At 51.7% G+C, this 6732-nt stretch carries 12 protein-coding genes; all 12 read right to left on the bottom strand.

Features of this window, described 5'->3' with window-relative positions; genetic code table 11:
- Positions 1–515, bottom strand: a 515-nt coding sequence (locus PPL9_RS32330) for a hypothetical protein (RefSeq protein WP_057462208.1), incomplete at its 3' end; no start/stop codon positions are given.
- Positions 512–1225, bottom strand: coding sequence for a hypothetical protein (locus tag PPL9_RS07985; protein WP_152986629.1), 714 nt, complete (start codon positions 1223–1225; stop codon positions 512–514). The genes PPL9_RS07985 and PPL9_RS32330, both read right to left, overlap by 4 nt.
- Complete coding sequence (locus tag PPL9_RS07990) at positions 1218–3062, bottom strand: hypothetical protein (RefSeq protein ID WP_152986630.1); 1845 nt, start codon at positions 3060–3062, stop codon at positions 1218–1220. The genes PPL9_RS07985 and PPL9_RS07990 overlap by 8 nt, the downstream gene beginning before the upstream one ends.
- A 21-nt stretch (positions 3063–3083) precedes the next feature.
- The gene (locus PPL9_RS07995; protein WP_057462211.1) at positions 3084–3461 is read right to left on the bottom strand and encodes a hypothetical protein; all 378 of its coding nucleotides are present in this window, start codon (positions 3459–3461) and stop codon (positions 3084–3086) included.
- Between the two features lie 155 nt (positions 3462–3616).
- Positions 3617–4003: a gene transfer agent family protein gene (locus PPL9_RS08000; protein WP_057462212.1), complete on the bottom strand. Its 387-nt coding sequence runs from the start codon at positions 4001–4003 to the stop codon at positions 3617–3619.
- Positions 4004–4012: 9 nt separating this feature from the next.
- On the bottom strand, positions 4013–4459 hold the full coding sequence (locus PPL9_RS08005) for a phage tail tube protein (protein WP_057462213.1): 447 nt from the start codon (positions 4457–4459) through the stop codon (positions 4013–4015).
- Between the two features lie 15 nt (positions 4460–4474).
- Complete coding sequence (locus PPL9_RS08010) at positions 4475–4897, bottom strand: DUF3168 domain-containing protein (RefSeq protein ID WP_161831243.1); 423 nt, start codon at positions 4895–4897, stop codon at positions 4475–4477.
- Positions 4890–5333, bottom strand: a complete 444-nt coding sequence (locus tag PPL9_RS08015) for an HK97 gp10 family phage protein (RefSeq protein WP_200962159.1) — start codon at positions 5331–5333, stop codon at positions 4890–4892. The genes PPL9_RS08010 and PPL9_RS08015 overlap by 8 nt, the downstream gene beginning before the upstream one ends.
- Positions 5326–5664, bottom strand: a complete 339-nt coding sequence (locus PPL9_RS08020; protein ID WP_057462215.1) for a head-tail adaptor protein — start codon at positions 5662–5664, stop codon at positions 5326–5328. Before PPL9_RS08020 ends, PPL9_RS08015 begins: the two co-directional genes overlap by 8 nt.
- Complete coding sequence (locus PPL9_RS08025) at positions 5661–5939, bottom strand: head-tail connector protein (protein WP_057462216.1); 279 nt, start codon at positions 5937–5939, stop codon at positions 5661–5663. The genes PPL9_RS08020 and PPL9_RS08025 overlap by 4 nt, the downstream gene beginning before the upstream one ends.
- Before the next feature lie 2 nt (positions 5940–5941).
- The gene (locus PPL9_RS08030; RefSeq protein WP_057462217.1) at positions 5942–6190 is read right to left on the bottom strand and encodes a hypothetical protein; all 249 of its coding nucleotides are present in this window, start codon (positions 6188–6190) and stop codon (positions 5942–5944) included.
- 71 nt (positions 6191–6261) lie between these two features.
- Positions 6262–6732, bottom strand: a 471-nt coding sequence (locus PPL9_RS08035; protein ID WP_152986631.1) for a phage major capsid protein, incomplete at its 5' end; no start/stop codon positions are given.

Below are 6732 nucleotides of genomic sequence, written 5' to 3' on the forward strand. Positions count from 1 at the left end.
TCAGGATTGACCTTGAGCGAGTAGGCTCGCTGGTCAGCATCCGACAGCACTGCATTGCGTCGGGATTTGCGAGCATGAAAAGCATTGCCCACAACCAAGGTTACATCATGCAGAATTTGAGGCTTATCCGGGTCACTCACTGCCCGCTTGCGGAACTTCAGATCAATGACCCTGCCCGTGAACTTAACGATGGGACCTGGAGGCAAAGGCTGGAAATTTTCGTCACAAGTCTGGAGCAGGATCTGCACCTTTGAGCCGATAACATCGCTTTCCTGCGTCTCTTCATAGGCAAGATCGGCAATCTCCTGATCGACACCGGACAGTCCCATGTCCATCGTGGTTGCCTCACCAGAAAATGCATATTGAATGGTGGTTAAGGCAGAGGTTGGAAGCACTCCAGCAGGTCGCCAGTGGTTTCCATCCTTGTCAACATAGGGATGAGAACCAAACCAGAAACGAGCAGTTCCAGTTGGGAAATGCATCGCCACAAGGATCATAATATTGCGAAGGGTCATGGTGCAGATACCTTGTCCCAATAGTCGATAGCTTCGACAAAGTTCACAGTCTTTCTGGTAAAGCTGGAACTGCTAAAATCCAGATTCATTTCATTGTCACTGGCAAGTTTCATGAGGCAGCTGGGCTCTGTCACATTCAGCAATGTCCCTGCTGGAATGGGTGCCCGGATCGCTGGGAAAATTGGAACCCGCACCACATCACCTACAGTCTCAATAATTGGCCCGGTGTTATAGAGCGCATGCAGATAACTGAAATGTATCCCACTCAACCTCAGCCCGCTCTGCAGACCACGCAGTTTGAGCACCGTTGAGCCCAGTGTCGCCTGTTCTTCCAATTGAACCAGAGCAGGCTCACTGGCGTAAAAGGTGTCATCGCTAAACCCAGTCTCATCAGCATGGGGAACATAGGATCGCGCTTGCTTTGCAAGCTTTTGTACTTGTGAGCCCACATGAGAGACAGAAACGATCACCAGACCCACTTGCCCGTGCAAGGCAACTTCAATCGCGTTCCAAGCCTCTTCATGGCGTAGGTCTCGCCTGCGCAACACAATGTTTGGAATTCTGGCTCTCCAGAATCCTAAATCCGTCTGTGTTACCAACTCACGCCCGCCAAGCGTCATTCCACCAGATCTGCTAAATGGTCGTTTCTGGAAGCTAGGCTTGCCTTGACTTGCGAACAAAGAATGAGGCCAATGGATCACGTTAGTCACGGAAGCCACCTCCCCGGTTTTGCGCGTGCATATTGTAATCGCCAATCATATGCTCACGGCTTTTCTGGGTGGCTGCATCAACAATCATAGGTGCCGCTTCCTTGACCACATTCCCGGACACACTCTCGATCCGAGCTTCCAGATCAGGTGTAACTTCAAGGATCACACGAGAAATCATCTCACCGCCACCACCGCCAGATTGAGGAAGCTTGTGGAACGGAGTGATTGTTGCCGGCCCCTCAATCAGCTCAGGAACACCGCGCTCACCAGCAATGCCCCACTTACCAGCCCCCAGGTTGCCCCCTTCTGAGAAAAAACCACCAAAGCTGGAGAGCAAGGTTGAAAGCATCGCGCCCATATTCCCACCGCCAACTGAGCTGGTCATGCTGGACACAGAAGACTGCAGCAGCATCTTGGCAATCCCCTTGCCCATATTCCCAAGCACATCAACAAACCGCTCACCTTCAAAGATGACATCCGTTAGTGAGTTGGTGATGGACTGATTGACGCTTGCCATCATGCGGCTTTGCCGCGTCTGTTCTTCAATCTTGCCTGTGAGTTGGGAGACTGATTTCGACCGCGCCTCGATCTCGTCACGAAGCGTCAGTCCGGTTTTCACGGAACGCTCATCAAGATCAAGGCCCTGCTGCTTTGCCAGATCGAGCAGTTTGTATTTTGTGGTGAGCGCTGCAACTTCCTCGCGGGTACGGCCAAACATCTCAATTCTACGCTCAAGCGCAGTGACATCCTGATCACCCAGCCCAAGAACATCCGGCCCTTTGTTGGCCGCAGGTCGTAAAGCCTCCTGCAGCCGAGCCTGTTCACGAGCCATACGGATGTACTCTTCGCGCTCTTTGGCAAGCTGAGTTCCACCTGTTGGCCCGACCTGCTGGGCAAGCGGATTGACAGTGCGATCAAATTCCAGAGCGGCCAAAGCGCCAGCCCGAGACACCGGATCATCTTTGTATTTTAAGCGCACCTGAGCATCTTCCAGCGAAGTCAAACCATTGCGTTTCATGGCCTCCATCGCATCAGCAGCGCGGCTGATTTCATTGGCCATTGTGGTCGCATCAGCTGAGAGACCTTTAAGCTCCACCCCATCAGTCGCCGTTTTCAAACGCTTGGTTGTGCTGACCGACTGGCGAGCGATGCTTTCCACCCGCGCCAGTTCTTTGCCTACCTCTGCAAGCTTCTCATCAGGAAGCCTGGTCAGGATCTCACGCATTTTTGCAAGCGCTTCAGAGACACGCTCCATATTCCCGCTTGCTCTTGCATCTTCAAGAGCAGCCATTTCAGCAGCCCAGATTTTCACGAGATCTGAGGAAGCTTCCAGCTCATGGTTGAGATCTTTCAGTGTGCTCTCGACACCTTCAAGCCCGATAGCGTCAATTGATCGGGACTGACTGAAAGGGTCGCTCAGCTGCGCAATGCGATGCTGAATAGCCTGATACTTCTTAAGCTGGAGATCCAGCTCAGCAAACGCATTGTTACCGCCCAGAAAATCATCAAAGAAAGAATCCAGAGCCGTATCCGTTTTTGTCTGTGCAGCCTTGGAATCCAGCTCTGCTAACGCGGCCACAAGATTGAGCACAGCGCTTGTAACTTCGCCGTACTTGTCTCTGATGTTCTCCAATCCGTTCTTTGAGTAATCAGCAATGGAGCTGTTAGCTCTTGAGATCGCGCTTTCAGCCTCATTGAACGCCTTGGTGAAAGCATCGACTTTCTTGCTGGAACCTTCTGCATTGTCACCCATGCTCAAGAGGACGCCAGCAAGAGGGAAACCAATCCCCGCAATCACCCCCAGAACAGGCATTAACAAGCCGACAGTACCAGTCAAAGCTCCAAAACCAGCTACAAGCTACGGGATCTGCTGCCCCATGATCCGCATGGGATCAGTGCCCATCTCGAACTGCACCGCCATATCAGCAATCTGATTGGACGTGTTCTGGATGGCAAAGCGCCCACCTTTGGAGACATTGATGAAGCCTTGCATCTCCTTACCAGCACCTTGAGAGGCTTTCCCGATCTTGCCAAAATTATCGTTCATCCCGCCAGCAGATGCCTGAAGTTTCGCGAATTTCTGTTGCGTTTGCTCCAGTTGCTTCTGAAGCTTTTTGTTCTCCGCAGCCATCCGATTAGATGACTTAACCGCAGCAGCCGCGGAACGAGACATCTGATCGTGGAACTTCTTATAGGTGACCTCAAGAGGGATAGTCAGGCCAGAATTCTTTGCCATCAATCAAAACCCTTCAATGCCCAGTTCCCGAAGCTCTTCATCTGAAAATTCACCGCTGGGGTTCCCAGATTTGCCACCATGGACCTCATTGTAACCCTCTACGCAGGCCACATATTCCCATAGGCTCATCTGATCGATTTCTCGTGGAGTGAAGCCTATTGCGGCTCCTCGTTTGTAAAACTTGGAGAACTGCCAGAGTTCTCCTGTTGCCTCACCCCTGCCTGCTCCCCCACGGGATCATCATCCTCGCCCACGAGTGCATTGGTCAGGATCTCAATCGCAACAGGTTTGAACTCCAACACCCCATGCATTTCAAACAGATGCAGAACCATGGGCCCCGCCTCTTTGTTTGGCATCCCAGCACCGATCAAGCCTTGGCGAATGGTCTCAATCAGATCGTCAATAAACCAAGTCCCTGTCGTGATGCGCAGGAGGATGACTTCAGGGCCAGCATTGCAGTTCTTCTGCAACGCACGAAGCTGACCGATGTTCAGCACAAACTCGTGCTGACCACCGATCCATTCAATGTTTTTGGCTTCCATAGATCAGGCTCAGGCTTTGTTTTCGATTTCAGGAGTGCCGACCATATTGATCTCAATAGTTTTCGTAACGCGCCCCTTACCATCAGAACGCGCCTGAGAGAGCTGAGACAAAATTGCAGGAGCCTTCTCCCATTCAGGATCGCCAGATGCCGCTTTTTTGTTCCCAAGACGTACCGGAAGGTGTTTTGCAGAATAAAACCAGTTCATCATCTTGCCGTGAGACTCCTGCGCCCAGGTTCCTTCTGCCGAAACAGAAACCTTCACAGAACGCACATCACTCAAGATCTCATTAGGCTTGCTCTCATCATCGCAATCCACGACCTCGGTCTCATCAACATTCGCCTGCCGCTGGATCGTAACACCCTTAAGGCCGCAAACTCTGGCGTAGTTACCATCTTCCGCAAAATCGACCTCAAGGACCATCTCCTCAAAACGCTCTGTTGTCGGCTTAGTCATGACAAACCTCCTTCGCTAGTGAACTTGGATTTCGAATGTGAACTGCAGAATTCCGTGCGTTACGCCCTCTTCTGGATCTGGAACAATCCGCTGAAGCTCTAACTCGGTGAGCACGTTGCCAAAGGAAGGAAGAGGAAGCTCAGCACCGCTGAGTACATTGCGCACCGCTCGCAAAATCTGCTTTGCATGCACTCTGCCGGGTTTCTTTGACCAGCAATCAATTTGAACTGTGATTTCTTCTATGGTGAAGCAGTCGTGATGATCCTCAGATTCATCTTCAGGGCCAAGGCTCACATAACCTTGCTGCTCTCCCCAAGGCGCTCCATCAGAGGAAGCTTTAGTGCTGTCATAAACACCGTGCACCACCTCCATGAGCGCAGCGTCTCCCGCCAAAGCAGCAATCACGGCCTGCTGAAGCTCCAGATCTGGATTAGCCATCATTCAGTACCTTGATTGCCTTGTTAATACGCCGCGTGATCAGAGACTTCACAGCACGGCGCTGCGAGCGGTAAACGGGATAGAAGAAGGGATGGGATATACGATCTTTGGTTCCAAACTCTTGGATCAAAGCATTTTGGAATTTGATGCCGCGCTTGTTGGTGACCATTGTGCTAGCGTTGCCTGCATAAATCACAATGCGAAGACCGCGCTCAGATGATTTCACTTTCCCAACCACCATGGCACCTTCAGGTGGTTTACCCCACGTCCAACCGATACTTGCAAGCAGTTCGCCCTCATCTTTGGGAACCAGCAGGCGCATGTACTGGACGATACGCTCTGCCCCTTCCTCCATAGCTTGCCGAGCAGCGTTCTTAACGGCATCAGGCAAGATTTTGCGCATGAACTGCCGAAACTCTTGCTCACCTTTAACCATCGATATCACCGCTTTCACAGGTCAGCTCAAAATAGAGCTGGTCATCTGTCGGGATCTTGCTGCGAATTGCGTAGATGGTACCTGAGAGAAGATCTTTCATACGCCAACTGGTTTGGATCGCCTCAGTATCTGGAGAGCGCCAGATAGTAACCACAGTCGGCTGAATACCTTCGAGGCGGGCACCGATCACACGCTCACCGCCGCGTAGAAACTTGAAGTGCGCACGCTCTTCAAAGCGCGGCTCGTAATCAGAGACATGGTTGCCATAACCATCAGACTTCGACACCAAAGCCTCGAACGAGACGACCTCCCGCATTGATTTACTGGTCATCCGGCAAGGTTCCTATAGGGAGCCATCATGACTTCATAAGCAGGAGGTGGAGGAGCATCACCACCCCGGCTGGTGTAGAGCGCAAACACATGCATGCTCAAACACGTCTTGATCGGCTCAGGAAGTCCATCGGGAAAATCGACTTTAAGATCCCGCCGCAGATGTTGCGCAGCAAACACCTCAGCCGTGCGAATAAACGTCAGGAGGAGATCGTCATCATGACCGTGTGAGATGGCCAGATGACGCTTCGCCTCTTCCAGCTCGATCAAAGGCAAAGTTAGTCTCCATCCTCTTCGGATTCTTCCTCCCCTGCGTCTTCATTCGCAGGTCCAGTCAGATCGAGATACTTGATACTTTCCGCCTGCACTTGCTTGGCAGTCAGTCGCTTCAAAGGCGCATCATCGCCTTCCATCAGCGGTTTGGTGACCTTTCGGGTTTTGGCATCTTTTTCATTGACCTTGTAGACACACCCAAACCGGAAGGTGCCAAGGATGGTGTGGCGGGTTGAGTTCACTTTGACGTACATGCTCATTCTCCTGAAAAAGGCTCTGCAATCAAAGGATCGCAGAGCCAGTTGGTGGCCTCATTTGTTCGGGATTACCCGAAAACGAAGTTGCCCTTCACCATCGCCGCAGCACGTTTGATTGCCAGAGCAACCCGTTTACGACCCTTCATGGTCAGCATGTCTTCAATGAAGTTGGTGTCGTGCTCGGAAGAAATGAGCACTTCAGTTTCCTGACGGTCATAATAAGTTCCCGCCATCGCCAGATCGCCAGTCAACCACTCGCCCGCAGACATGGTGTTGGATTCCACTACATCCTTACCCCAGAGCATTGGAGTGCTCATTGAACCTGGGTTACCGAAGATGTATCGGTCCTGACTATCTTTCAGGAGGTCAATTGCCGCCCAATCAGTCGGGTTCATCACAAAGGATGTTGAAACGTAATCCGCCAATGCGGCCTGCAAAATGGCAAGGCGTAGACGATCAATACGTGTCGCATTGGGTAGACCATTAGCAGCAACAAATGCCACAGCCTCAGTCAAAAGCCCTTTCAGGTTTTCACCCTG

The sequence above is a fragment of the Pseudovibrio sp. POLY-S9 genome (assembly GCF_001431305.1).
Classification (GTDB): Bacteria; Pseudomonadota; Alphaproteobacteria; order Rhizobiales; family Stappiaceae; genus Pseudovibrio.

What these genes read in the sequence shown, in the direction of transcription:
- PPL9_RS08015 (WP_200962159.1), bottom strand. Translation starts at nt 5,333, where the DNA reads ATGGTTAAAGGTGAGCAAGAGTTTCGGCAGTTCATGCGCAAAATCTTG.
- PPL9_RS08010 (WP_161831243.1), bottom strand. Translation starts at nt 4,897, where the DNA reads ATGGCTAATCCAGATCTGGAGCTTCAGCAGGCCGTGATTGCTGCTTTG.
- PPL9_RS08000 (WP_057462212.1), bottom strand. Translation starts at nt 4,003, where the DNA reads ATGGAAGCCAAAAACATTGAATGGATCGGTGGTCAGCACGAGTTTGTG.
- PPL9_RS08030 (WP_057462217.1), bottom strand. Translation starts at nt 6,190, where the DNA reads ATGTACGTCAAAGTGAACTCAACCCGCCACACCATCCTTGGCACCTTC.
- PPL9_RS07995 (WP_057462211.1), bottom strand. Translation starts at nt 3,461, where the DNA reads ATGGCAAAGAATTCTGGCCTGACTATCCCTCTTGAGGTCACCTATAAG.
- PPL9_RS08020 (WP_057462215.1), bottom strand. Translation starts at nt 5,664, where the DNA reads ATGACCAGTAAATCAATGCGGGAGGTCGTCTCGTTCGAGGCTTTGGTG.
- PPL9_RS08005 (WP_057462213.1), bottom strand. Translation starts at nt 4,459, where the DNA reads ATGACTAAGCCGACAACAGAGCGTTTTGAGGAGATGGTCCTTGAGGTC.